At 58.0% G+C, this 250-nt stretch carries 1 rRNA gene; it reads right to left on the bottom strand.

The features are described from left to right. Positions 1-250 (bottom strand): 23S ribosomal RNA (locus BUA78_RS00005); the annotation flags it as partial.

The raw sequence follows: 250 nt of genomic DNA, 5'->3' as shown, positions 1-250 counted from the left end.
AACCTCCCCGTCGATGTGGACTCTTGGGGGAGATAAGCCTGTTATCCCCGGGGTAGCTTTTATCCGTTGAGCGACGGCCCTTCCACTCAGAACCGCCGGATCACTAAGCCCTACTTTCGTACCAGCTCGACTTGTTGGTCTCGCTGTCAAGCTCCCTTTTGCCTTTGCACTCTAACGCGCGATTTCCACCCGCGCTGAGGGAACCTTTGGGCGCCTCCGTTACCTTTTGGGAGGCGACCGCCCCAGTCAA

This window comes from Desulforamulus aeronauticus DSM 10349 (assembly GCF_900142375.1).
GTDB lineage: Bacteria > Bacillota > Desulfotomaculia > Desulfotomaculales > Desulfotomaculaceae > Desulfotomaculum > Desulfotomaculum aeronauticum.
Note: the sequence above shows the minus strand (reverse complement) of the source record. Positions and strands in the feature narration are given on the sequence as shown.